A 21,607-nucleotide genomic window follows, 5' to 3' on the forward strand; every position below is an offset into this window, starting at 1 on the left:
GGCGGTCTCCGGCAAGAAATCATTAAGCTGAACGATTTCATTTCTTCCCATCGACAAGCGGAGAAACAGCCGCGTCGATACATGCCGCGGGTAGAGCGGCCATGGGAGTAAGGACATGAAAATCAGCCGCGCCCTCCTTTGCGCGCCCCTCCTCCTCGCGGCGAGCGCCGCTTTCGGCGCCGACCTGCCGAGCCGCTCCAGCGCGCCGCCGATCGAGTATGCGCCGCCGCCGCCCGCCCTCACCTGGGGCGGCTTCTATGCCGGCGTGCACGGCGGCGTTGGCTTTGCTTCCTTCACGAATGACGCTGGCCGGCTGATCGGCGATCCAACGGGCGGGCTCATCGGCCTCACCGGCGGCTTCAATTATATGGCCGCGCCGCAACTCCTCATCGGCGCCGAGGCGGATTTCGCCTTCGCGGGCATCAGCGCCACCACCTCGCCCTTCTGGAACGCCGCCGCCAAGGGAGAGGTCGACGACCTTTTCACGATCCGCGGCCGCGCCGGCTATGCGGTGATGGACCGCGCGCTCCTTTATGTCACGGGCGGCTTCGCGGCGAGCAAGAACACGCTGCAATATGCGCAGGGACCGTTCTACGGTTTTCAGGCGAGCTTCCAGCCGGGCTGGGCGCTGGGCGCGGGCGTCGAATACATGATCACGCCGCGCGTCTCGGCCAAGGGCGAATACATGTTCACATCGACGGGCTCGGGACGCTATTTTGATTTCTCGCCTTACGCCTTGGATTCCGGCGTGAATATGTCAGCGGTCAAGGCGGGCATGAATTTTCATTTCTGAGCGGAATGACGAAAGGCCCTGTCACAGGCGCGCGGCGCGCCTAATATACAAGGCGGCGCGCGCAAGCGTCTTGGTCAGGAGGCATTTCATGGGCATTTTCGATTTCTTCACGGGCAAGAGCAAAGCGGCCCCCGCGCCCGCGGGCGCGACCGACAACGCGGCGGCGCCGGCCGACGCGCTGACCAAGGAATTGCAGGACCACGGCTTCGACGTGTCGGGCGTCGACATTGAAGTCGACGGAGGCAAGGTGACGCTGAACGGCGCCGTGAACTCCCGCGCTGAGATGGAAAAGATCGTGCTGCTCGTCGGCAATACGAAGGGCGTCGCTCAGGTCGAGAACAATCTCATCGCGCCGGACGCCGACCCCGAGGCGCCGTCGGGCGTCTATGTCGTCAAGGCGGGCGACACGCTTTGGAAGATCGCCGAGGAAAGCTATGGCGACGGCAAGCGTTACGAAGAGATCTTCGAGGCCAACAAGCCGATGCTGAAGCATCCCGACAAGATCTATCCGGGCCAGCGCTTGCGTATTCCGGGCGCGACCGGCCCCGCCGCCGCGAACGCCGTCGTCTGGGCGCCGCCGGCCGAGATCTCCAAAAAGGGATGAGGCTCGAATACATGCCCGGCGCTTTGCTTGCGGAGCGCCGGGCCCGTTTTTACGCCTTCGTCGCTTCGAAGGCCGGGACCTGCGCCTCGAAATCCCGTAGCCACGCGACGAGCTTCGGATGCTTCCCGCGCCACGCGCCCTCGAAGCGCAGGTCGAGATAGCCGAGCGCGCAGGCGACGGCGATCTGGCCGAGATCGACCGGACCCGAAGGCGGCGCGGACTCCACAACGGCGAGCGCGCGGTCGATCTTGCCCTGCTGCAGGTCGATGGCGTCCTGGTCGCGCAACTCCGGGCGCCGCATCGCCGTCTCGTAGCGAATGAGCAGAGCGGCGTCGTTGATGCCGTCTCCCAGCGCCTGAAGGCGCAGGACATCGAAGCGGCGCGGCGCGGCGGGGATCAGCTTTCCGCCGCCGAGATGGTCGAGATAGTCGGCGATGACGCGGCTGTCATAGAGCGCCGAACCGTCCTCCAGAATGAGCGTCGGAATCTTGCCGAGCGGATTTTGCTGGCGCAGCGTGTCGCTGGGATCTGCCGTGCTTGCGGCCACGATCTCGATGCGGCCGGAAAGGCCAAGCAGCTCCGCCGCGATGCGGATCTTTCGGGCATAGGGAGAGGCGGCGGAATAGCGGAGAATCATCATTGGCGGCTGTCTTTCTGTCGCACGGCCGCTCGCGGCGGCGGCTCGATGGACGCATATTGCCCCCAAGGCCCGACATCAAGAGCGGGTTTCGCGCCCCGTTCCAGTCAACGGAGACGCGCGACGACGCCTGACTTATCGATTGTTTCCGCTCGCGACCTGCTGCGCGTCGTCATCCTTCTCCTGCTCGCTGAGCACCAGCGAGCTGCGCCCGGTCTGCATCGTATGCTCCAGTTGCTCGAGCGCATTGCGCCGCGCGACCGGCAGCTTGGACTGCGCGAGGCCGACGAAATCCGACGCAGTGTGCGGACAGGCGGCGCGGCCCTTGAAGACGAGGATGCCGTCCGCCGTCACGAGGCTGTCTCCGGCCCGCAGCGTGCCGTCATGCAGGCGCACCTCGTCGCTGTCGGGATTGGCGCGCGCCGACAGGCCCTGGGCGCAAAAGACAGTTTTCTGCGGCTTCGATCCGCCGTCGCTGGCGTCGTCAGATTTGCGGACGATGGACCGGCGGTCCTTCGCGGAAATATTCGCGCGGATCGAAAAGGAGACGCCCCCCGTCGGCTGGCGGCGCCGAACCTGCGGCGCGGGCGCGGCGGGCGCGGCTTTGGTTTCGCCGCCGTCCCCGAACAAATCCTCGAAGAAACCGGCTTCGGCGGCGGTCGACCATGCGCAGACGACGAGAACTGGGGCCAGAAGGCGACCGCAGCGATGGAGCTGAGAAAAATAATTAATGAAACCCATGACCGCCGCCTCCGAATCAATTTCCCTAGTCGCCGTCTGTTATAGAGAAACGACTTCGCCGCGCAGCCGAATGTCGGCCTGCGGTTAAGCCATGGTCGCCGCTCCTCGCTGCATTATCAGCATTTCCCAGCGTAGTGAAAAGAAAACCGCAGAACTGCGCGCCAGCGCACATCTTCTTCGCGCGGCCCGAGCCAGGCGGTCAGAATGCAGCCCGAGACGCGCCCTTGCGCGACGACGCTTTCCAAGTCCTTCTGCCGTCAAGTCTTTCGCGATGGCGACGCTTGTCGCCGGGACTCGTGCCGAGCAGCGACAGGCGCGACTGAGGGCTCGCCAGACTTTAAAATTTTTGCGGTCACTCTCCCGTCAGTTGTTCGACCACGAACCCCGCCCCTTCGCCCTGCGCAAGTCGCGCCGCAAGAAACGCCACGATCCTTCGCGCCTCTTCCTCGAAGACGAAGGGTGGGTTGACCACGACGAGGCCCGTGCGCCTCAGGCCCTCGCCGCCGCTCGCGACGGCGAGCGACAGACGCAGCGCGCGTTTCACGCCCTCGGCCTTGAAGCGGTCGAGGAATTTGCGCTCGGCGGCCGCGTCCTTTGACGGGTGCCATAAGGCGTAAACGCCGATGGGCCATTTCCGGTAAGCGGCGAGAAAGGCGGCGAACATCGCGTCGAATTCGTCCGTGCGCTCGAAGGGCGGATCGATCAGCACCAGGCCGCGCCGCTCTTTCGGCGGCACATAGGCGCCGAGGCCGGTATAGCCGTCGATATGGATCGACTTCACCCGCGCGTCGCGGCCGAAACGATAGCGCAGCTCCTCATAGGCGTCGGGGCGAAGCTCGCAGAAGATGGCGCGGTCCTGCTCGCGCATGAGACGCGCCGCAATGAGCGGCGAGCCTGGGTAGAGTCTGGGCCGCCCGTCCGCGTCTAACGCGCCGACACAGTCGAGATAAGGCGCAAGGAGCGCGCGCGTCTCGTCATCGGCGCCCGTGAGATCGGCGAGGCGCCCAATGCCGCCTTCCCACTCTCCCGTGCGTTCGGCTTCGTCCGCGGCGAGGTCATAGGCGCCCTCGCCCGCATGCGTGTCGATGACGCGGAAGGGGGTCTCCTTGCGCGTCAGATAAACGAGAAGGCGGGCGAGAAGCGCGTGCTTGAAGACGTCGGCGAAGTTGCCGGCGTGGAAGCCGTGGCGATAGTTCATGGCGTCCTATCGCACGCGGCGTCGCATTCTCACAGCGGCGCGGGCACGGAAATCTCGCGCTGGCGGCACCCATGCTGCACGACCTCCGGACAGGCGCGGAATTCGCGCAGATCCTTCGACATGCAGATGCGCACTTCTTCCAGCATGTTGCGCCGGCAGGCCACCGTCATCATGCCGGGGCGCAGGCGCGGATTGGCGTCGTAGAAGGCGCGTTCGATGTCGATGGGCGTGAAGGTCTGGTCGCGCGTCGCCCGCACGAAAGGCGCCGGGATCGCGACCGCCTCGCGGGCGCGGGAGACGTCGGCGAAATAATCGCTCGGGCTTTTGCCGCTGCAGGTGCCGTGCTTGCGCCATTCGTAACGCGCGAGACGCTCATCCGGGAAAACCCCGTTGGCGCGCTCGAGCGCGATGCGCGAGGGGCTGCGCGGACCGTCGCAATCGCTCGGGAAGCCATGCTCATATTGCGGCCAGAGGCCATGAACGACGAAGCCGAGGCCCCTGCCCGGCTCGCACTGGTCGCGCGCCCCGCCGACGCTGTCGCAAAAGCCGGGCGACCAACTCAGGGCGAGCACGTAGAAATCGAAATCGCTGGAGGGCGCGCCAGAGCGGAAGCCGCCGCCGTCACGCGCCTCGGTCTTCGTCTCGGGCGTGGCCCTGGTCTCGGGCGCAACCTGCTGCGCAGGCGCCGGCTGCGCCTTGGGCGGCAGCTTGTCGGCGCAATGGTCGAGAATGCAATCGTCGTCCTTGGCCTGCGCGGCCGACAAACAGGAAAAAGCAACGCAAATCGCGGCCACACGAAGCGCGGCGCTGAATTGAATGGCGAACATCGAAGTCCTCTTGGCTCAAACGGCCACGCTCAAGGCCCGGCCGCGCGGCAATTCGGACTGAAGGCATGGTTGCGGTCAAGCCCCTCCACGCACCAAGTCACGCCCCATCCGAGGCCGATGAAGCCGAGCGCCTCGCCGATATTGTAAACAATTCGGCGGCGCTTTCCGTCGCTGAACATCGCGTCGCCCAGGCAATAGCGGCGCGGTATGTAGCTCAAGCCGTTGGTGCGATAGCCGGTCTCCGCGACACCGTCGAAAGCGGCGATGACGAGGCCGGAGTTCCAATATTCCTGCTCCCGTGAAGCGAATTTGTCCGAAATTTCCCGAAACACCCAGGGGTCGGAGCAGAGCGGCACGGCGCCGGTGAAGGGCGGATAGCGAAATTCGGCCGGCGGATCGTATTCACGCCGCCCGCCGTCGCGGCAAAGGGCCGGCGAACAAGCCGCCATCACGGCGGCGAAGCCCAGAATGAGGCGAGCGACGGCCCTTTTGCGCATCATATTCTTCCCTTGTCCGACTCGCCGCGGATTGGGGGCGAAAGGCGCGTCTGCGTCAAGCCGCGATTTGCGCGAGGCGCCGCGCGGCGCCATACTCCTTCCATGGCGAATGACTGCAAAGCCAATGCTTTTTCGCTGCGCCGCGCGCTCGGAGCCGTCCTGCTCGCGCTCGCCGCCCTCCTTGCTTCCGCGCCCGAATCCTTCGCGCAGGATCCCTTCTCCGATTTCTTCGGCGGCCTTTTCGGAAGCCCAAAACATGCCCCTGCCGCGCGGCCCGAGAGCCAACCGCGCGTGCGCCGCATGATGCCTCATCAGGAGAACCGACCGCCTACCTATTGGCGGGGCGGAGAAGCGAGCCGCTCCGGAACCAAGCGCGCGGTAAAGCGCAGCGAAACCGGCGGTCCTGGAACAGCGGAGGCGCAGGCGCCCGAGGCGGCGGCCAATTATTTCGTGGCCGTAATGGGCGATACGCTCGGCATTCAGCTTGCCGGCGGCCTCGAGGAAACCTTCGCCGACAAGCCGGAGATCGGCGTCCTTCGCAAGGGCAAGGAAAGCTCCGGCCTCGTGCGCGACGACTTCTTCGACTGGCCGAAATCCGCAAAGGAGATCGCCGACGGTCCGCAAAAGATCGACGTCGCCGTGATGATGATTGGCTCCAACGACCGGCAGCCCTTGCGCGTAGGCGCGCAGAGCGAAGATCCCTTATCGCCGCGCTGGCGCGAACTCTATGCGGCGCGCGTCGACGCCGTGCTCGCGGCCTTCCACGAAAAGAAAATCCCCGTCGTCTGGGTCGGCCTCCCGATCATGAAGAATGAGAGCTACTCGGCCGACATGGCCAAGCTCAACGATATTTTCCGCGAGCGCGTCGAAAAGGCCGGCGACATCTATGTCGACCTCTGGGAAGATCTCGCGGACGAGAAGGGTCAGTTCAGCGCCTTCGGGCCCGACGTGAACGGCCAGATCGTGAAGCTTCGCACCGCCGATGGCGTACATCTGACCGATGCGGGCGCGCTGAGCGTCGCCCATTTCGTCGCGAACGAGATCAAGAAGCTCTATGAGGGCCATCACCCCGCTCCACCTCATGAGCAAGCGCCGTCGGCCGCAGCGCCGCCCGCCTCGGGACAGCCGCCGACGCAAGCGACCGCGCCTGTTTCGGCGCCCGGCGCGCCGGTCGTCTTCCGCTCGCCGGTGAAACCATCGACGACCCAGGCGCCCGCCCTGCCGGAACGCCCCGCGATCGGTCCCGTGCAAAATCTCACCGGCGCGCCGGCTCCCGCCGCTGGCTCCGAACTCGCGAGACGCGCTCCCGCCTCGGCGCCCGCCGCCGATGCGCAGGCCCTTGCGCGCCATGTCTTCGTGGAAGGGGGCGATCAATCCCCGCGCCCCAATCGCGCCGACGATTACTCCTGGAAGCCCGTAGCGCACTGATATCGTTGAAAGGCGTTTAAGAACGACGCCGATTCTGCGGCGATTCCTTTTGCGCGCCGTTGACTATCGTGCGGCGGCGCACGGAACCAATTGCTTGGCTTCTGCATTCTCGATTCCAGAGGACTTCTGGAGCCGCAAAAATGTCTCATTTCAAAAACCGCCTTCTTCCGGTCGCCGCTCTCGCGCTGATGAGCGCCCTTTCGACGAGCGCTTCGGCGGAGAACAGCGGTTTCATGGCCCTCTTCGAAGAGCCCGCCGATTCGCAGGATTACAGCGCCTCTTACGACGGCGGCCAGCAACCGGCCTCATATGAGCAGCAGCAGGACGACACGCGCCTCCAGCGCGAATCCTCGAACGTGACGCGCGAAATCGTTTCCGATCCGACCAATGAGCGGCCGGGCACGATCACCGTCGATACGGAAGGCCGCTATCTGTATCTCTCGCTCGCGAATGGTCAGGCGATGCGCTACGGCATCGGCGTCGGCCGCGAGGGCTTCACCTGGAAGGGCCGCGTCCATATCGGCCGCAAGGAAGCCTGGCCGGCCTGGACGCCGCCGAAGGAAATGCTGAAGCGCCGTCCCGACCTGCCGCGCCACATGGCTGGCGGCGAGGAGAACCCGCTCGGCGCCCGCGCCATGTATCTCTACTCTGGCGGCAAGGACACCATGTTCCGCATCCACGGCTCCAACGAGCCCTGGACGATTGGTCAGGCGGTCTCTTCGGGCTGCATCCGCATGACGAATGACGACGTCACGGACCTCTTCAGCCGCGTGAAGGTCGGCACGACGGTGGTGGTCCTCTGATCGAACGCCTTTCCTCCCCCCAAACTTAAAAAGCCCCGGAAAACCGGGGCTTTTCGTTTGGACGGCTCAAGCGCTCCGCGCCGGCCTATTCCATATTGCAGGTGAAGACGAAATTGGTCAGCGCCGACAGGCCGACCTGAATCACGACCCAGATGCCGATCAGGATCCAGCCGGCCTTCTTCTTCTCGCGTCCCATGGCGAGCAGCACGAGATCCGCCTTGATGATGAAGGAGCTGTCCGGCACCTCCTGCATCTTGCCGTCGACCTTCACGCAGCGCAGGCCCGTGACCGCGCCGCCCTCGCCCACAAATTCCTTGGTCAGCACCGAGAAATGGCGCGGCGCGCCCGCTTCGGCTTGCGACGTCGAGATGCGCAGCTTGAGCGGCCAGTGCGGCCAGGAGAGCGCCTTGTTCTCCTTCTCCGGCGGCATCGGCATGATTTCAAGCTGCGTCACGCTTTTTGCGCCTTGGCGGAATGAGGTGCCGATGCAGTCGGAGCCCGTGTCGCCGCCGCCGATGACGATGACGTGCTTGTCCTTGGCCGAGATCTCTTTTGACTTCGGCTTCTGAGGCTCGCCAGCGTTGCGGCGGTTCTGTTGCGGCAGGAAATCCATTGCGTAGTGCAGGCCGTCGAGATCGCGGCCCGGAGACTTGGCGAAGAAGTCGAACGGCTGCTCGGAGCCGATGGCGATCAGCACGGCGTCGTGCTTCGATTCCAGGTACTTCGCCGAAAGGTCCTCGCCGACGTGGATGCCGCAATGGAAGGTTACGCCTTCGGCTTCCATCTGCTTGACGCGGCGGGCGATGACGCTCTTTTCCATCTTGAAGTCGGGAATGCCGTAAACGAGCAGGCCGCCGGGACGGGCATTCTTTTCGTATACGTGGACCTCGTGACCAGCGCGCGCGAGCTGCTGCGCGGCGGCGAGACCCGCCGGGCCCGAGCCGATGATCGCGACTTTCTTGCCGGTCTTCTTTTCAGGAGGAAGCGGCTGGACCCAGCCTTCTTCCCACGCCCGATCCGCAATGGAGCATTCAATGGTTTTGATAGTGACTGGTTTGTCGTCGATGTTGAGCGTGCAGGAGGCTTCGCATGGCGCCGGGCAAATGCGACCCGTCACTTCCGGGAAGTTGTTCGTCGTGTGCAGGTTGTCGGCGGCTTCCTTCCAGTCGCCCCGATAGACGAGGTCGTTCCAGTCGGGGATCTGGTTGTTGACCGGGCAGCCGTTGTGGCAATACGGAATGCCACAATCCATGCACCGCGCAGCCTGCTTTTTGATTTCAGGCTCCGACAACGGAACGACGAATTCCTTGTAGTGCTTCAGGCGCTCTTCGACCGGGCGATAATTACGGTCGGCGCGCTCGATTTCCAGAAAACCAGTCGGCTTGCCCATTCTTCTGTTTCTTCTTTCGTCTTGTCTATCCGCGATGTGCCGGTGCGATTGTTATTGCTTCGCTGCTTCGAGCTCTGCCTCGCGATTGGTTTCGCGGGCCTTGGCAAGCTCGGTCAATGCGCGGCGATATTCGACCGGCATCACCTTCTTGAACTTCGGCAGGTAGGCCTGGAAGTTCTTCAGGATTTCCTGAGCGCGACGCGAGTTCGTGTAGTGCGCGTGCCGTGAAATGAGCGTGGCGCAGGCGCTCGGCGTCGAAGCGCGTCATGTCGGCCATCACGTCGACCTTGCCGTGCGTCTCGAGATCGCCGCCCTGCTGATAGCTTCTCATCGCCGCCCTCTTCCGGCAGTGACCGGCTTCGAGTTCGACCATGCGAGACGGCGCGTCGAAATTGCCATCCTCGTCGAGCACGTAGGCGATGCCGCCCGACATGCCAGCCGCGAAGTTGCGCCCGTCTGGCCGAGCACGACGACGAACGCCGCCGGTCATATATTCGCAGCCATGGTCGCCTGTGCCCTCGACGACGGCGAGGCACCGAGTTGCGCACGGCGAAACGCTCGCCGGCGACGCCGCGGAAATAGCACTCGCCGGCGATGGCGCCGTACAGCACCGTGTTGCCGACGATGATCGAGTTCGACGGCTCGATCTTCTTGGCGTTGCGCGAGGGATAGACGATGAGCTTGCCGCCCGAGAGGCCCTTGCCGACATAGTCGTTGCCTTCGCCGATGAGATCGAGCGTCACGCCGTGGGCGACCCAGGCACCGAACGCTTGGCCTGCCGTCCCCTTGAAGGAGATCCAGATGGTATCTTCCGGCAGGCCGGCGTGACCGAAGCGCTTGGCGACTTCGCCCGAGAGCATCGCGCCCGCCGAGCGGTTGACGTTCTTGATGTTGACCTCGGCCTTGATCGGCTTCTTCAATTCAAGCGCAGGCTTCGCCAGCTCGATCAGCTTGACGTCGAGAACCTTCTCGAGACCGTGGTCTTGGCGCTCGCTGTTGTAAATTGCGACGCCAGCCGGGGCGTGTGGCTTGTGGAACAGCTTCGTGAAGTCGAGGCCACGTGCCTTCCAGTGCTCGATGGCGCGATCCTTGTCGAGCATCTGCATCTGGCCGATGAGTCTCGTCGAAGCTGCGATAGCCCATCTGCGCCATCATCTCGCGGACTTCCTCGGCGACGAAGAAGAAGTAGTTGATCACATGCTCGGGCTGGCCGACGAAGCGCTTGCGCAGGACCGGGTCCTGCGTCGCGACGCCGACGGGGCAGGTGTTGAGATGGCACTTGCGCATCATGATGCAGCCCGCTGCGATCAGCGGAGCCGTCGCGAAGCCGAACTCGTCGGCGCCCAGCAGCGCGCCGACGACGACGTCGCGGCCAGTGCGCAGGCCGCCGTCGACCTGCACGGCGATGCGCGCGCGCAGGCCGTTGAGCACCAGCGTCTGATGCGTCTCGGCGAGGCCGATCTCCCACGGACTACCTGCGTGCTTGATCGAGGTCAGCGGCGATGCGCCTGTGCCGCCTTCAAAGCCGGAGATCGTCACGTGGTCGGCGCGCGCCTTGGAGACGCCGGCGGCGACCGTGCCGACGCCGACCTCGGAGACGAGCTTCACCGAGACGTCGGCCTTCGGGTTGACGTTCTTCAGGTCGTAGATGAGCTGCGCCAGGTCCTCGATCGAGTAGATGTCGTGGTGCGGCGGCGGCGAGATGAGGCCGACGCCCGGCGTCGAGTGACGCACCTTGGCGATCGTGGCGTCGACCTTGTCGCCGGGCAGCTGACCGCCTTCGCCGGGCTTCGCGCCCTGCGCCATCTTGATCTGCATCATGTCGGAGTTGACGAGATATTCCGTCGTCACGCCGAAGCGGCCGGAAGCGACCTGCTTGATCGCCGAGCGCATCGAGTCGCCGTTCGGCATCGGCTTGAAGCGATCGGCTCCTCGCCGCCCTCGCCGGTGTTCGACTTGCCGCCGATGCGGTTCATCGCGATGGCGAGCGTGGTGTGCGCCTCGCGCGAGATCGACCCGAAGGACATCGCGCCCGTCGAGAAGCGCTTCACGATCTCGGTCGCCGGCTCGACCTCCTCCAGCGGGACGGGCTTGCGGCCGTCTTCGGCTGAGCGGATACGGAACATGCCGCGCAGATTCAGCAGGCGTTCGTCCTGCTCGTTCAGCGCCTTGGCGAAGGCGCGATACTTGTCGCGCGCATTGCCGCGCACGGCGCGCGAACAGCGTGCGAGCACGGTCTGCGACCGTCCACGCTATGGGCCTCGCCGCGGATGCGGATAGGCGTATTCGCCGCCGACGTCGAGCGCGTCGCGATAGACCGGCGCGTCGCCGAAGGCCGCCTTATGACGATGGCGACGCACCGTCTCGCGCGCGATCTCGCGCAGGCCGACGCCTTCGACGCGGGTCGTGCGTGCCGGTGAAATACTGGTCGACGAAGCTCTGCGCGAGGCCGACGGCGTCGAAGATCTGCGCGCCGCAATAGGACTGATAGGTCGAGATGCCCATCTTGGACATCACCTTCATGATGGCCCTTGCCGATCGCCTTGATGTAGCGCTTGACGGCCGTCTCGGCGTCGACGTCCTTCCGGCAGCTCCGGGATCATCGGCGAGCGTTCGAAGGCGAGATAGGGGTTGATCGCCTCGGCGCCATAGCCCGCGAGGCAGGCGAAGTGGTGCACCTCGCGCGCTTCGCCGGTCTCGACCACGAGGCCGACCGAGGTGCGCAGGCCCTTGCGGATCAGGTGGTGATGCACCGCCGCGTCGCGAGCAGCGCCGGGATCGGCGATGCGGTCCGGTCCGGCGCGACGGTCGGACAGGATGATGATGTTGAATTCCTTGGCTCGGACGTACTCTTCCGCTTCGGCGCAGATGCCGTCGAGCGCCGGCCCCATGCCGCCTTCGCCCTTATCCGCCGGATAGGTGATGTCGAGCGTCTCGTGTCGAAGCTGTCCTCCACCATGCCGATCCAGCGGATCTTCTCCAGATCCTCGTTGGTCAGGATCGGCTGGTCGCACTTCGAGGCGCTTCTTGTTCGCCGACCCTCGTGATCCAGGATGTTCGGGCGCGGGCCGATGAAGGAGACGAGGCTCATCACCAGCTCTTCGCGGATCGGATCGATCGGCGGATTGGTCACCTGCGCGAAGTTCTGCTTGAAGTAGGTGTAAAGCAGCTTCGACTTCGACGACAGAGCGCCGAGATCGGCGTGTCGGTGCCCATCGAGCCGGTGGCCTCCTGGCCGGTGACCGCCATCGGGAACGTCAGCAGGTAGAGGTCTTCCTGCGTGTAGCCGAAGGCCTGCTGGCGATCGAGCAGCGTCACGTCGGCGCGCGCGGGGCGCGACTCGACGGGCTTCAAGTCCTCCAGCTGATCTGCGTGCGCGCGAGCCACTCCTTGTAGGGATGGGAGAGCGCCAGCTCCTGCTTGATCTCGTCGTCCGAGATGATGCGGCCCTGCTCCAGATCGACGAGCAGCATCTTGCCCGGCTGCAGGCGCCACTTCTTGACGATCTTCTCCTCCGGAATAGGCAGCACGCCCATTTCAGAGGCCATGACGACGAGGTCGTCCTCGGTGACGAGGTAGCGCGCCGGGCGCAGGCCGTTGCGGTCGAGCGTTGCGCCGATCTGGCGGCCGTCGGTGAAGGCCATGGCGGCGGGGCCATCCCACGGCTCCATCAGCGCGGCGTGGTGCTCGTAGAAGGCGCGGCGATCGGTATCCATCAGTCGGATTGCCGGCCCAGGCCTCGGGGATCAGCATCATCACCGCATGCGCGAGCGAATAGCCGCCGCGCACGAGAAATTCGAGCGCGTTGTCGAAGCAGGCGGTGTCGGACTGGCCCTCATAGGAGATCGGCCAAAGCTTGCTGATATTGTCGCCAAAGAGCGGCGAGGAGACCGATGCCTGACGCGCCGCCATCCAGTTGAGTTGCCGCGCAGCGTGTTGATCTCGCCGTTATGCGCGACGATGCGATAGGGATGCGCGAGCTTCCAGGACGGGAAGGTGTTGGTCGCGAAGCGCTGATGCACGAGCGCCAGCGCGGAGACGAAGCGCTTGTCCTGAAGATCGAGGAAGTAGCCCGGTCCGAGCTGGGAGACGAGCACCATGCCCTTGTAGACGATGGTGCGCGTCGACACGGACACGGAATAGAACTCGCGGCCGCCATTGCCGATCGCGTAGATCTCGTTCGACGCGGACTTGCGCGCGAGATAGACGCGGCGCTCGAAATCGTCATGGTCCTTCACGTCGGGACCGCGGCCGATGAAGAGCTGACGGTGCATCGGCTCGACGGCTCGCGGACGCCGACGCCAAGATCGCTCGAATCAACGGGAAGGTCGCGCCAGCCGAGCAGCGTGAGGCCTTCGCGCTGCATCGCGGCTTCGATGATGGCGCGCGCCTGCGCGCGCATTTCGGCGTCGCGCGGCATGAAGAACTGGCCGATGGCGTATTCGCCGGCGGCCGGCAGGTCGAAGCCGAGCTTCTTGCACTCGGCCTTGAAGAAGTCGTGCGGATCTGGACGAGAATGCCGCAGCCGTCGCCGAGCTTGGGGTCGGCGCCCACCGCGCCGCGGTGATCGAGATTGAGAGGATCTGCAGGCCCATCTCGACGATGTCGTGCGTCTTCTCATTGTGCATGTTGGCGACGAAGCCGACGCCGCAGGAGTCGTGCTCTTTCGACGGATCGTAAAGCCCTTGCGAGGGCGGGAGCAGCGGATCGCGACCGAAGGGCGAGCGGCGACGAAAGGTCAGCAGCACTGACATATCGGCGCACACGATAAGTGCCAGATTTATGCAGCGGTGACAAGCAACCGCCCAATAAGAAGGCGGTTCCATCCGACCGTCCAACGCTCGCCGTAATCAAGGAGATGATGGTAAAAGAGATTGGGGCTACGGTTAAGGATAGTGGATCATGTCTTCTGCTTGGCGGAAATGGGGGACCCCGCTGGCGCTGGGAATCGCGCTCGCTTGCGCGGCCGGCGACGCGGCCATGGCGCAGTTCTACTTCCGGCCCTTCGTCCATACGTTCCACTACGACCTGCCGCCGCCCGACATCGACGACGATTACGATGACGCGCCCCGCTTCGCCTCGCGCCGCGCCGTCGCGCGCATACTGGCGCGCGAGGGATTTCAGCTCGTCGGGCCCCTGGGGCGACGCGGCGACCAGATCGTCGCGACGGGCGTGAGCCGCCGCGAGGGCGAGACGCGCTTCTTCATCGACCCGTTTGAAGGCGTGATCATCCACGCCGTTAGCCTCGGGGGGCCGCCGCCGCGTCGCGACGACGGTTTCGTGCCGCAACTGGGCGGCTCGCATCCGGTAGTCAAGGAAATCGGCCGCGACCGCGCGCAGCCGCCGGAAGAAGCGCGGGGCAATGACCGCATCCGCCGCGTTGAGCGCCCGGCCCCGCAGGAGCCCGCCGCAACGCCCCGGCGCGAAGCCGCGCGCCCGGCGCCGCAGATCATCGCGCCGACGCCCGGCCCGCAGGCTCCACCGGCTCCCGTCGCCGCGCCTTCTCCAAAGACGTCGCCTAAGCCTGCGGCGGTCAAACCGGTCGAGACGGCGAAGCCCGCGGAGCCGCCAAAGCCCGTTGAATGGGCCAAGCCCTCCGAAATTTCGAAGCCCGCCGAGGCGGCGGATGCGCCAAGGCCCGCCCAGCCGCCCAAGGCTGCGGAAGCGCCCAAACCGATGGATTCGGCCAAGCCCGTTGCGGCGAGGCCGATCGAGCCGGCAAAGCACGTCAAGGCGGTGAAGTCGGCGGAGCCGCCGAAACCCGTCGAATGGGCGAGGCCCTCCGAGATTTCGAAACCTGCCGAGGCGGCGGAACCGCCAAAGCCCGCCCAGCCGCCCAAGGCTGCGGAAGCGGCCAAACCGATGGATTTGACCAAGCCCGTTGCGGCGAAGCCCATCGAGCCCGCAAAGCCCGTCAAGGCGGTGAAAGCCGTCGAGCCGCAGAAACCCGTTGAATTGGGGAGGCCGGTCGAAACCTCGAAGGCCCCCGAGTCGCCAAAGGCGACAGAAGCGCCGAAGCCGGTCGCCGCCAGAGCTGTGGAGCCCGCGAAGCCGGTCGCCGCGAGATCGCAACCGGCGAAGCCCGTGGAGGCCGCGACGGCGCCCGCCGCGGCGCCAGCGATAGAGTGGAAGAATCCCGTAGAAGCCAAGGCCCAGCGCGCGACGGCGGCGCGTTCGACCGGCGGCGGCTCGCATCGCGCGATCGTGCCGCCGGCGGCGGCGGAGGGCGTGACGGTGGTGACGCCGTCGACGCCGTCGACATCGACTGCGCGTGCCTCGCCGGGCGGGCGAACGCCGCAAAGCGTCGCGATGCCGAAGGAACAATAAAAAGAGGCGCCTCAACGGGCGCCTCTCTCATTTTCAGACCCTGGATGAACTTTAGGCGGCCTTCGTCTCGACGACCCTCGGAGCCGACGCGCCGCCGCCGATTTCGATGCGGCGAGGCTTCTGAGCTTCCGGAATCTCGCGAACGAGGTCGACATGCAGCAGGCCGTTGACGAGACTCGCGCCCGTCACGATGACATGATCGGCAAGCTGGAAGCGACGCTCGAAGGCGCGCGCGGCGATGCCTTGATGCAGCATCTCGCGGCCTTCGGCTGGCTGGGCCTGTTCCTTCGAGCCCTTGACGGAGAGGGTGTTCTCTTTGGTCTCGATCGTCAGCTCTTCCCGCGAGAAGCCGGCGACGGCCAGCGTGACGCGGTAGGCGTTCTCGCCGGTGCGCTCGATGTTGTAAGGCGGATAGGTAGACGCGCTGTCGACGCCGCCCGCCTGGTCGAGAAGATTGAAGAGACGATCGAAGCCCACGGTCTGACGATAGAGGGGCGAAAGATCGAAGTGACGCATGACATATCCTCCTGAAGAAGCGACATGCGGCGCGCTGCGTAACGCGCCGCGCCTTTCCGCGCGTCCAGTGTGGCCCGCGCTGACTACGAGGTGGGAAGCGCTTTCGCGGACTTCAAGAGGGTCGCTTTCGGCAGAGCTTGCCTAAAATCAATTCGCGTTGCTCAAAAATCACACTCCAGATATATCATTGTAATCGGAGACTTTGTCGCATGCTGAACGACGCTCGCGCCGGCTAAGTTGGCTGCATGCGGAATCGAGGGGGCCATATTCTCGGCGCAAAGAAGCGCGTCGGATTCGCCGGCTGGGCGCGGAGCGTCCTTGCCCTGGCGATGGCGCTGTTCTTCGTCGCGCAGGGTCCGGCTGTCCATGCGCAGGGCGGGCGCCCGCTCAATGGCGCGGCCGTCGGCCAGAAGTGCGAACGAACCGGCGTCGCCGTCCCGGGCCACCAGACCCGTGGACCGGCGACTGATCTTCAGCATGATTGCGAGGCCTGCCTCGCCTGCTTCTTCGCCTCCGTCGCAGACGCGAGTTCCGGCCGGATTGCGCAGCCAGTTCGCACAGGCGAGATTGTCGCGCCTTTCCCGCAGGGTTTCTCCGCGCCTCCGACGCGCTGGCGCATCGCGCACTCGGCTCGCGCGCCCCCGCTTTTCTCCTGATCCACTGAACAAACGATCAGTTGCTGTTTAGCCGCCGTAATCCGGCGGATCGGGAGAATCTTGTCATGTCACGTCCTGCCCTGACGCGCGGCGCATCCGCCGGCGCGATCGCTATCGCCTTGCTTGCCGGCGCCGAAACTGGCGCGCTGGCCCAGACCCCCCTGCCCGACATTACGATCGCGGCCGCGCGCCGGACCGCCCCTTCGCGTTCCGCCCCCGCCGTCACGCAAGCGGTCCCGACCGTGACGGAGCCTGCGAAGCCGATCGATGCGACGGTCATCGACCAGCGTCAGATCGCCGAGGAGCGTCCGGCGGCCGTCGACACCGTCCAGCTCCTGCGGAACACGCCCGGCGTGAGCTGGTACGAAGCTGGCGGCGTCTCCCGCCTCCCCGCGATCCACGGCCTCGCCGACGATCGCCTCAACGTGCTGGTGTCCGGCATCCCCGCGGCTTCGGCCTGCGCCAACCACATGAACCCGCCGCTCTCCTACGTTTCGCCGTCGCAGGTCGGAAATATCCGCGTCTATCCCGGCGTGGTTCCAGTCAGCGTCGGCGGCGACAGCATTGGCGGCGCCGTTGTAGTCGACCCGCCCTCGCCCGTCTTCGCATCCGCTGCGCAACCGGCCGATCCGCGCCGCCCGGCGCCGAACGAGCCCGCCCCTCTGATCTTCAATCTTAATGGCAGCCCGATCCTGACGAAGGGAGAGATCGGCGCCTTCTATCGCAGCAACGGCAACGGCTATGGCGGGCATCTCTCCGCGACGGCGGCATCGGACCGCTTCAACATCACGTACAACGGCGCTTATGCGCGGTCCGAAAACTACCATGCGGCCGCCGCGTTCAAACCGGCAGGCTACGCCTTCCCGTTCGCGCCGCTGCCCTTGACCCGTTCAAACCAGTTCGTGCCCTGGCTTTCGGGCAGCGAGGTCGGTTCGACCGCGTATCAAACGCAGAATCACGACGTCAATCTCGCCTTCCGCCACGAAAACCATCTGCTCCAGGTGAATGTCGGCTTTCAGCACATTCCCTATCAGAACTTCCCCAATCAGCGCATGGACATGACGCTGAACCGAACGGTTCAGGGCAGCGTCCGTTATAACGGCCAATATGACTGGGGCCTGCTCGAGGGGCAGTTCTATCACCAGACCGTCCGCCACGGCATGGATTTCGGCAACGACAAGCAGTACTACTACGGCGCGCTCAACAACATCCTGGCGCCGGGCATGCCGATGGAGACCAAGGCGCAGAACACCGGGGTGAAGGCGAAGGCCAGCATTCCCCTGTTCAACATCCACAATCTGCGCGTCGGCGCGGAGTATCAGCAGTATCGCTACAATGAATGGTGGCCGCCGTCCCCCTTCGTGCTGCCGGCCGGCAAGACGGTCGGCGGCATGGCGCCGGCCGCCTTCATCGCGATCAACGACGGACAGCGTGATCGCTTCGACGCCTTCGCCGAAGTGGAATCGCGCTGGAGCCCGCAATGGCTGACCCTGGTCGGCGTGCGCAGCGACACGGTGTGGATGAACGCCGGTCCCGTGCATGGCTACAATGTCCAGATGTACGACTCTGCTCCGCTCTTCGCGGCGACGAAGTTCAACATCTCCAACCGCGCCCGCACCGATCAGAACTGGAACGCAACCGCGCAGGCGACCTATACGCCCAATGCGGATTGGGCCTTCTCGCTCGGCTATTCGCTGAAGAGCCGGTCGCCCAATCTCTATGAGCGCTATTCCTGGTCGCCGGCGACCATGCCGGCGGAAATGATCGGCTGGTTCGGCGACGGAAACTTCTATATCGGCAATCTCAACCTGAAGCCGGAAGTCGCAAACACCATCAGCGCGACGGCCGACTGGCATGACGAGGCGAACCAGCGCGGAATCCGCTTTACCCCGTACTTCACCTACGTCTCCAACTTCATCGACGTGCAGCGCTGCCCGCTTTATGTCTGCGGAAATACGCCGACGCTGCGCAACAATCTGGTGACGACGTATGGCTTCGTCTTTCTCCAGTTCGTCAATCAGGACGCCCGTCTGTTCGGCGCGGACCTCTCGGGCCATGCCGTCTTGGCGCAGAACACGCCGCTCGGCGATTTCACCGGCCGGGCGATTCTCAGCTACGTGAACGGGCAAAACATCACGACGGGCGGAAATCTGTACCAGATCATGCCGGTGAACGCGAAGCTGTCGCTGGAGCAGAGATATTTCGGTCTGACCAACGCGATCGAAATGCAGGTGGTCGGCGCCAAGGCGAATATCGAGCAGGCTCGCAACGAGTTGAAGACATACGGATATACGCTCTTCAACTGGCGCAGCAGCTATGAATGGCGCAATGTCCGCTTCGACGTCGGCGTCGAAAACATCTTCAACACATTCTACTATCAGCCTCTCGGCGGCGCCTATATCGGTTACGGCGCGACCATGTCGGGCAACGGCGGCGGGGCGCCGGTCTGGGGCATACCGGTCCCGGGCATGGGGCGGAGCGTCTATGTGGCGACGAACGTAAAGTTCTAGGATCGCCGACTTCGAGCCATCGCAACCGGGCGGCTGGCGCCGCCCGGTTTTTTTGTTCGCGATTCAAGAGCGAACGGAAAGGACAAGCAGATGAAGCGCCTGATCGTTTTGCTGTTCGGGCTCCATTGCGCCACAGGCCTCGCCCGCGCGGAAATCCTCGGCATGCAGGTCGAGCGCGCAGTGACCGAGCAGGATATGAAGGATTCGCTGCGCGAGATCGATCTCGTGGACGAGAAAGGCGCGCCCTTCGATTTGCGCGCGGCGCTCGGCAACGGCAAGCCGACGCTCGTCTCCATATGGGCGCATTGGTGCCCCAACTGCGTCGCGGAAGCGCCGGGTTACAAGGCGCTGGCGAAGGCCTGCCCGGGGCGTTGGAACGTCGTCTTCGTCTCGTCGATGCAGAAGGACTATCCGAAGGATCTCGCCAAGTTCAAGACCTTCGGCCTGCCCTGGAAAATTTACCGCATCTCCGACACGACCAAGACCGACAAGGCCAAGGCGCGGGCTGCGGGGGCTTTCTACGGTCTGACCAAGGAGGGCGGCGTGGTGACGCCGACGCATTACTTCGTCAACGGCGTCGGCGTCGTCGAGGCGATCGTCAGCGGCAGAATCAATTTCGCGGAGCCAGACAGACTGGCGGCCTTCTGCGGAAGTTGAGCCCCGCCTATGTGACGTCCTTTGTCAGGGAGATCACGTCGTCGGCGACGAACTGCGAGACCTCGTCGCCGATCTCGGAAAAAGCGGCGCCGATGCGATTGTAGCCGATGGCGGCGGGAATGGCGGCGGCCAGACCATAGGCGGTCGCCGCGAGCGCCTCGGCGATGCCGGGCGCCACGATTGTGAGACTCGTGTCCTGAGTCTGCGCAATGCTCGAGAAGCTCGACATGATCCCCCAGACCGTTCCGAAAAGGCCGACGAAAGGCCCGACCGACGAGACGATCGCAAGGTTGGAGAGTCCGCCTCGCGCCGATGTCATGAATTCCGCGGCGGCGCGGCGCGTCGACTCGAGGATGCGGTTGCGCCTTTGCTCATTGGTTTCGCCAGGCAGGGAGGCCGAGGCCGCGCGCTCTCCCGCGCAAGCGATCGGCCAAAGCACGTCGACGGCCCCGCCCGCCCGCGCCGATTTGATGGCTTTCGAAATCCGTAGCGCCACATAGACGCCGTCGACGATGAGAATCCACGTCCAGATGGACGCCAAGACGAGCACGGCCATCACGACCTTGCTCACGGGGCCGGCGTTCAGAAACATCGCCGTAGGTGAGAGGGAGTAATCCACGGAGCCCTCGCTATTCGAATGAGATGTTCTGGCTGGCGAAGGCGGCGCCGCATAGCGCCGGTCCGCGCGCCGACGCCACGATGCGTCGCGCAAGCGCCGCATGGGCAGGCGTCGAGCCGCTGGCCGAAACGCCTGAAATGCCGCCGCCTGAATTGATGTGAAATGTGACGAAAGCAGAGCCCGGGCCGAGCGACGTCGCGCCCGGCAGGTGTCGACGTATCGACACAGCGACCCCCGCGAGGCATGTCGCCTCGGACGCGCCGGCGCCCGTGCCGCGACCGCCCGGAACGCCGGGACCTCTCCCGCTCCCGGAGCCGCTTCTGGGGCCGGCGATCCCTCCGCCGGGCCCACGCGAGGCGCTGGATGCGGAGACTGCGTTCTTCGTCTCCCTCTTCGCCTTGTCGGGATTTTTCTTCGCCCGCTCCTTCTTCACCGGCTTGGGCGCCTCGACGGGGACCTCCACCGGCTCCATGACCGGCGGCGGCGGAAGCGCGGCGAATTCGGCAGGATCGATCTCAGCGGAATCCTCTTCACTCTGCGCTTCATCCACGCCTGCGGGAGCGCCCATCTCCAGAAAATCGCCGTCACGCACGAGTTCAGCGTCGATCGAAGCGAGCGAAATCAGTTGCGGTTCCATCCAACGCAGGAAGGCTGCGAAAAAGATCGCATGCGCGGCGATAACGACTACGGCGGATGTTCGGTGCAGCCATGACGGCCGCAAAGGCGGGCGCGCGCGACCGGGCTCGGCCTGCTCCGTCGCTCGTGCGAAGACAAGATCACTCATGATGCCGCTCTTCGAGTAAGAACCCGCGCTCGCGCAGGCGAGACGCAGCAAGAGCCGCCAGAGGGCGGCGCGTGGGGTCGTTACGGGGAGAGAACCGGCGGCGCTCTGGGAAAGGCGAACTGGTTTCGCAGCCTTGCGACCGGCCGAACGGGGCCTCGCGGGAGACCGCCTTCGCTGAGAGCGGCTCGATGTTCGATCAGCCACGAATGATCGGGAGCAACCAAAACCTTCTGGGAGAAATGCGCGACGCAACATTTCTCAGTCTTATGGCCCGGCGCAGCGGGAGCCGGCCCTTCGCCATCGCCGTAAACTTGCTTTGTGATGCAGGTTGCGTGGCCCGGCTCGCCCGAACGGGCGAGCGCAAGCGCGGACAAGGCGCCCTGGAAAAACAGCAGCAAGGCAAGCCACGCGCCAAAGCGCCTTGCGTTCTTGCCGAGCCCTCCCGAGGGATTGGTCATGCCGCCTCTCTCGCCTCTCGCAAACGCTAGTTTTTAAGCTTTGCGGAATCAAGGAGAGGCGTTGCGGCGGAAGGCCGCGGCTCGGCGGCTCGAGCGTTCAACCTCATCGTCTTCGGTTCGGCCCGGAGGACGTTTTGCACTATGTTCGAATACAGAGAATCG

Annotated in this window: 23 protein-coding genes and 4 pseudogenes; 8 read left to right on the forward strand and 19 right to left on the reverse strand. The window is 64.9% G+C overall.

From position 1 onward, the window contains the following. Positions 1 to 115 precede the first annotated feature (115 nt). Positions 116 to 793, forward strand: coding sequence for an outer membrane protein (locus tag ACPFMJ_RS03615; RefSeq protein WP_424362501.1), 678 nt, complete (start codon positions 116 to 118; stop codon positions 791 to 793). Between the two features lie 88 nt (positions 794 to 881). After that, positions 882 to 1,397, forward strand: a complete 516-nt coding sequence (gene lysM, locus ACPFMJ_RS03620) for a peptidoglycan-binding protein LysM (protein ID WP_424362502.1) — start codon at positions 882 to 884, stop codon at positions 1,395 to 1,397. Between the two features lie 49 nt (positions 1,398 to 1,446). Here the strand turns inward: lysM and ACPFMJ_RS03625 are convergent, their stop codons facing one another. From ACPFMJ_RS03625 to ACPFMJ_RS03645, 5 genes are all read right to left on the reverse strand, one after another. Then, a complete protein-coding gene (locus tag ACPFMJ_RS03625; protein ID WP_424362503.1) occupies positions 1,447 to 2,037 on the reverse strand; it encodes a glutathione S-transferase in 591 nt (196 codons plus the stop codon). 132 nt (positions 2,038 to 2,169) lie between these two features. Next, on the reverse strand, positions 2,170 to 2,775 hold the full coding sequence (locus ACPFMJ_RS03630) for a hypothetical protein (protein ID WP_424362504.1): 606 nt from the start codon (positions 2,773 to 2,775) through the stop codon (positions 2,170 to 2,172). A gap of 352 nt (positions 2,776 to 3,127) precedes the next feature. Beyond that, positions 3,128 to 3,973 carry a 23S rRNA (adenine(2030)-N(6))-methyltransferase RlmJ gene (locus ACPFMJ_RS03635; RefSeq protein WP_424362505.1) on the reverse strand — a complete coding sequence of 282 codons (846 nt, stop codon included), beginning with the start codon at positions 3,971 to 3,973 and terminating at the stop codon, positions 3,128 to 3,130. 29 nt (positions 3,974 to 4,002) lie between these two features. Continuing rightward, positions 4,003 to 4,800, reverse strand: a complete 798-nt coding sequence (locus tag ACPFMJ_RS03640; protein WP_424362506.1) for a ribonuclease T2 family protein — start codon at positions 4,798 to 4,800, stop codon at positions 4,003 to 4,005. Between the two features lie 29 nt (positions 4,801 to 4,829). Next, positions 4,830 to 5,300, reverse strand: coding sequence for a hypothetical protein (locus ACPFMJ_RS03645; RefSeq protein ID WP_424362507.1), 471 nt, complete (start codon positions 5,298 to 5,300; stop codon positions 4,830 to 4,832). Between the two features lie 99 nt (positions 5,301 to 5,399). Here ACPFMJ_RS03645 and ACPFMJ_RS03650 point away from each other — a divergent pair, with 99 nt between their 5' ends. Together ACPFMJ_RS03650 and ACPFMJ_RS03655 are read left to right on the forward strand one after the other, a co-directional pair. Continuing rightward, positions 5,400 to 6,725 carry a DUF459 domain-containing protein gene (locus ACPFMJ_RS03650; protein WP_424362508.1) on the forward strand — a complete coding sequence of 442 codons (1,326 nt, stop codon included), beginning with the start codon at positions 5,400 to 5,402 and terminating at the stop codon, positions 6,723 to 6,725. A 140-nt stretch (positions 6,726 to 6,865) separates the two neighbouring features. Further along, complete coding sequence (locus tag ACPFMJ_RS03655) at positions 6,866 to 7,528, forward strand: L,D-transpeptidase (RefSeq protein ID WP_424362509.1); 663 nt, start codon at positions 6,866 to 6,868, stop codon at positions 7,526 to 7,528. A gap of 85 nt (positions 7,529 to 7,613) precedes the next feature. On the opposite strand, the gene ACPFMJ_RS03660 is transcribed toward ACPFMJ_RS03655, so the two are convergent. From ACPFMJ_RS03660 to ACPFMJ_RS03710, 11 genes and pseudogenes are all read right to left on the reverse strand, one after another. Then, entirely contained in the window at positions 7,614 to 8,918 is a 1,305-nt protein-coding gene (locus ACPFMJ_RS03660) for a glutamate synthase subunit beta (protein WP_424362510.1), read from the reverse strand. Between the two features lie 439 nt (positions 8,919 to 9,357). Further along, positions 9,358 to 9,778 (reverse strand): annotated as a pseudogene (locus ACPFMJ_RS03665) (hypothetical protein); the annotation flags it as partial. Between the two features lie 61 nt (positions 9,779 to 9,839). Continuing rightward, positions 9,840 to 10,811, reverse strand: coding sequence for an FMN-binding glutamate synthase family protein (locus tag ACPFMJ_RS03670; RefSeq protein WP_424362511.1), 972 nt, complete (start codon positions 10,809 to 10,811; stop codon positions 9,840 to 9,842). Beyond that, positions 10,766 to 11,152: a glutamate synthase-related protein gene (locus tag ACPFMJ_RS03675; RefSeq protein ID WP_424362512.1), complete on the reverse strand. Its 387-nt coding sequence runs from the start codon at positions 11,150 to 11,152 to the stop codon at positions 10,766 to 10,768. Before ACPFMJ_RS03675 ends, ACPFMJ_RS03670 begins: the two co-directional genes overlap by 46 nt. A 106-nt stretch (positions 11,153 to 11,258) precedes the next feature. Next, on the reverse strand, positions 11,259 to 11,441 hold the full coding sequence (locus tag ACPFMJ_RS03680) for a glutamate synthase central domain-containing protein (protein WP_424362513.1): 183 nt from the start codon (positions 11,439 to 11,441) through the stop codon (positions 11,259 to 11,261). Then, a complete protein-coding gene (locus ACPFMJ_RS03685) occupies positions 11,438 to 11,932 on the reverse strand; it encodes a glutamate synthase central domain-containing protein (RefSeq protein ID WP_424362514.1) in 495 nt (164 codons plus the stop codon). The genes ACPFMJ_RS03680 and ACPFMJ_RS03685 overlap by 4 nt, the downstream gene beginning before the upstream one ends. Positions 11,933 to 11,934: 2 nt before the next feature. Continuing rightward, positions 11,935 to 12,051, reverse strand: a pseudogene (locus ACPFMJ_RS03690) (glutamate synthase central domain-containing protein); the annotation flags it as partial. Further along, on the reverse strand, positions 12,048 to 12,272 hold the full coding sequence (locus ACPFMJ_RS03695) for a glutamate synthase central domain-containing protein (protein WP_424362515.1): 225 nt from the start codon (positions 12,270 to 12,272) through the stop codon (positions 12,048 to 12,050). The pseudogene ACPFMJ_RS03690 and the gene ACPFMJ_RS03695, both read right to left, overlap by 4 nt. Further along, complete coding sequence (locus ACPFMJ_RS03700) at positions 12,269 to 12,634, reverse strand: hypothetical protein (protein WP_424362516.1); 366 nt, start codon at positions 12,632 to 12,634, stop codon at positions 12,269 to 12,271. The genes ACPFMJ_RS03695 and ACPFMJ_RS03700 overlap by 4 nt, the downstream gene beginning before the upstream one ends. A gap of 64 nt (positions 12,635 to 12,698) precedes the next feature. Continuing rightward, a pseudogene (locus ACPFMJ_RS03705) lies at positions 12,699 to 13,192 on the reverse strand (glutamate synthase subunit alpha); the annotation flags it as partial. After that, positions 13,153 to 13,472: pseudogene (locus ACPFMJ_RS03710) on the reverse strand (hypothetical protein). The pseudogenes ACPFMJ_RS03710 and ACPFMJ_RS03705, both read right to left, overlap by 40 nt. Positions 13,473 to 13,820: 348 nt before the next feature. Here ACPFMJ_RS03710 and ACPFMJ_RS03715 point away from each other — a divergent pair. Further along, positions 13,821 to 15,245, forward strand: a complete 1,425-nt coding sequence (locus tag ACPFMJ_RS03715; RefSeq protein ID WP_424362517.1) for a hypothetical protein — start codon at positions 13,821 to 13,823, stop codon at positions 15,243 to 15,245. Positions 15,246 to 15,296: 51 nt separating this feature from the next. On the opposite strand, the gene ACPFMJ_RS03720 is transcribed toward ACPFMJ_RS03715, so the two are convergent. Then, positions 15,297 to 15,761, reverse strand: a complete 465-nt coding sequence (locus ACPFMJ_RS03720) for an Hsp20 family protein (RefSeq protein ID WP_424362518.1) — start codon at positions 15,759 to 15,761, stop codon at positions 15,297 to 15,299. Positions 15,762 to 16,006: 245 nt separating this feature from the next. Here ACPFMJ_RS03720 and ACPFMJ_RS03725 point away from each other — a divergent pair, with 245 nt between their 5' ends. From ACPFMJ_RS03725 to ACPFMJ_RS03735, 3 genes are all read left to right on the forward strand, one after another. Next, positions 16,007 to 16,417, forward strand: coding sequence for a hypothetical protein (locus ACPFMJ_RS03725; protein WP_424362519.1), 411 nt, complete (start codon positions 16,007 to 16,009; stop codon positions 16,415 to 16,417). A gap of 65 nt (positions 16,418 to 16,482) precedes the next feature. After that, positions 16,483 to 18,927: a TonB-dependent receptor gene (locus ACPFMJ_RS03730; RefSeq protein ID WP_424362520.1), complete on the forward strand. Its 2,445-nt coding sequence runs from the start codon at positions 16,483 to 16,485 to the stop codon at positions 18,925 to 18,927. Positions 18,928 to 19,017: 90 nt separating this feature from the next. Continuing rightward, entirely contained in the window at positions 19,018 to 19,584 is a 567-nt protein-coding gene (locus ACPFMJ_RS03735; protein ID WP_424362521.1) for a TlpA family protein disulfide reductase, read from the forward strand. 7 nt (positions 19,585 to 19,591) lie between these two features. Here the strand turns inward: ACPFMJ_RS03735 and ACPFMJ_RS03740 are convergent, their stop codons facing one another. Continuing rightward, positions 19,592 to 20,203, reverse strand: a complete 612-nt coding sequence (locus tag ACPFMJ_RS03740) for a MotA/TolQ/ExbB proton channel family protein (RefSeq protein WP_424362522.1) — start codon at positions 20,201 to 20,203, stop codon at positions 19,592 to 19,594. 10 nt (positions 20,204 to 20,213) lie between these two features. After that, positions 20,214 to 20,987: an energy transducer TonB gene (locus tag ACPFMJ_RS03745; protein WP_424362523.1), complete on the reverse strand. Its 774-nt coding sequence runs from the start codon at positions 20,985 to 20,987 to the stop codon at positions 20,214 to 20,216. Between the last annotated feature and the right edge of the window lie 620 nt (positions 20,988 to 21,607).

Source organism: Methylocystis parvus, from assembly GCF_049675845.1.
In the GTDB taxonomy this organism is placed as follows: domain Bacteria; phylum Pseudomonadota; class Alphaproteobacteria; order Rhizobiales; family Beijerinckiaceae; genus Methylocystis; species Methylocystis parvus_A.

Coding starts and splice junctions, on each gene's coding strand:
- ACPFMJ_RS03670 (WP_424362511.1), bottom strand. CDS start 10,811: ATGCGCTCGGCGATCAAGCAGGTCGCTTCCGGCCGCTTCGGCGTGACG.
- ACPFMJ_RS03725 (WP_424362519.1), top strand. CDS start 16,007: ATGCGGAATCGAGGGGGCCATATTCTCGGCGCAAAGAAGCGCGTCGGA.
- ACPFMJ_RS03630 (WP_424362504.1), bottom strand. CDS start 2,775: ATGGGTTTCATTAATTATTTTTCTCAGCTCCATCGCTGCGGTCGCCTT.
- ACPFMJ_RS03680 (WP_424362513.1), bottom strand. CDS start 11,441: ATGAAGGTGATGTCCAAGATGGGCATCTCGACCTATCAGTCCTATTGC.
- ACPFMJ_RS03640 (WP_424362506.1), bottom strand. CDS start 4,800: ATGTTCGCCATTCAATTCAGCGCCGCGCTTCGTGTGGCCGCGATTTGC.
- ACPFMJ_RS03730 (WP_424362520.1), top strand. CDS start 16,483: ATGTCACGTCCTGCCCTGACGCGCGGCGCATCCGCCGGCGCGATCGCT.
- ACPFMJ_RS03635 (WP_424362505.1), bottom strand. CDS start 3,973: ATGAACTATCGCCACGGCTTCCACGCCGGCAACTTCGCCGACGTCTTC.
- ACPFMJ_RS03745 (WP_424362523.1), bottom strand. CDS start 20,987: ATGAGTGATCTTGTCTTCGCACGAGCGACGGAGCAGGCCGAGCCCGGT.
- ACPFMJ_RS03660 (WP_424362510.1), bottom strand. CDS start 8,918: ATGGGCAAGCCGACTGGTTTTCTGGAAATCGAGCGCGCCGACCGTAAT.
- ACPFMJ_RS03720 (WP_424362518.1), bottom strand. CDS start 15,761: ATGCGTCACTTCGATCTTTCGCCCCTCTATCGTCAGACCGTGGGCTTC.
- ACPFMJ_RS03650 (WP_424362508.1), top strand. CDS start 5,400: ATGGCGAATGACTGCAAAGCCAATGCTTTTTCGCTGCGCCGCGCGCTC.
- ACPFMJ_RS03645 (WP_424362507.1), bottom strand. CDS start 5,300: ATGATGCGCAAAAGGGCCGTCGCTCGCCTCATTCTGGGCTTCGCCGCC.
- ACPFMJ_RS03735 (WP_424362521.1), top strand. CDS start 19,018: ATGAAGCGCCTGATCGTTTTGCTGTTCGGGCTCCATTGCGCCACAGGC.
- ACPFMJ_RS03655 (WP_424362509.1), top strand. CDS start 6,866: ATGTCTCATTTCAAAAACCGCCTTCTTCCGGTCGCCGCTCTCGCGCTG.
- ACPFMJ_RS03615 (WP_424362501.1), top strand. CDS start 116: ATGAAAATCAGCCGCGCCCTCCTTTGCGCGCCCCTCCTCCTCGCGGCG.
- ACPFMJ_RS03715 (WP_424362517.1), top strand. CDS start 13,821: ATGTCTTCTGCTTGGCGGAAATGGGGGACCCCGCTGGCGCTGGGAATC.
- ACPFMJ_RS03625 (WP_424362503.1), bottom strand. CDS start 2,037: ATGATGATTCTCCGCTATTCCGCCGCCTCTCCCTATGCCCGAAAGATC.
- ACPFMJ_RS03700 (WP_424362516.1), bottom strand. CDS start 12,634: ATGGATACCGATCGCCGCGCCTTCTACGAGCACCACGCCGCGCTGATG.
- lysM (WP_424362502.1), top strand. CDS start 882: ATGGGCATTTTCGATTTCTTCACGGGCAAGAGCAAAGCGGCCCCCGCG.